The 640-nt window shown below is 68.8% G+C and carries 1 pseudogene; it reads left to right on the top strand.

Annotation, left to right across the window (positions count from 1 at the left end):
* A pseudogene (locus tag OBACDRAFT_RS02735) lies at positions 1–640 on the top strand (PD-(D/E)XK nuclease family protein); the annotation flags it as partial.

The following is a 640-nucleotide window of genomic DNA, read 5'->3' as shown; positions in this document are numbered from 1 at the left end:
GCCTGCTGCTGCCGTCGCCACGCAACTCGAATCCCTCCTCGCCTGGATCGAAGTTTTTACCAAGGGCACGACCCACCTCGACGATTACCGCGCCGTATTCCCCGTTCGATCCCCCCGCTCGCAACTTCGTCTGGGCCTCCCGCCTCGCCCGCCAGTTTCAATCCCTCCAATCCACCCTCGCCGAGACCGGTCTGCGCATGGCCGACGTCCCCGCCCGCGCCGGAGACGACTTCCCCGAACTCCTCCGCTGGCAACAACTCGCCCGCCTCGAAACCCGCCACGCCGCCGCCCTTGCCACCCGCCGCCTCAGCGACCCGCAGGCCGCCAAAATCGCCGCCGCCCGCTCCCCTGCCCTGCCCGATGGCATCCGCCGCATCGTTCTCATCGCCACACCCGATCCGCTGCCGCTCGTCATCGACGCCCTTGCCCGCCTCGCCGCCTCCACCCGCGTCGAAATCCACACCCTCATCCACGGCCCCGACAACCCCGACGAATGCGCCGCCCTCTTCGACGAATGGGGCCGCCCCCGCTCCGACGCCTGGACACACCGCCCCCTCGACCTCGCCAACTTCGAACAACACGTCCATCTCTGCGAAGACCCCGCCGCCCAAGCCGACGCCATCGTGTCATGCCTGAAAAA

Origin of the sequence: Geminisphaera colitermitum TAV2, assembly GCF_000171235.2 — a bacterium.
Lineage (GTDB): Bacteria > Verrucomicrobiota > Verrucomicrobiia > Opitutales > Opitutaceae > Geminisphaera > Geminisphaera colitermitum.
Note: the sequence above shows the minus strand (reverse complement) of the source record. Positions and strands in the feature narration are given on the sequence as shown.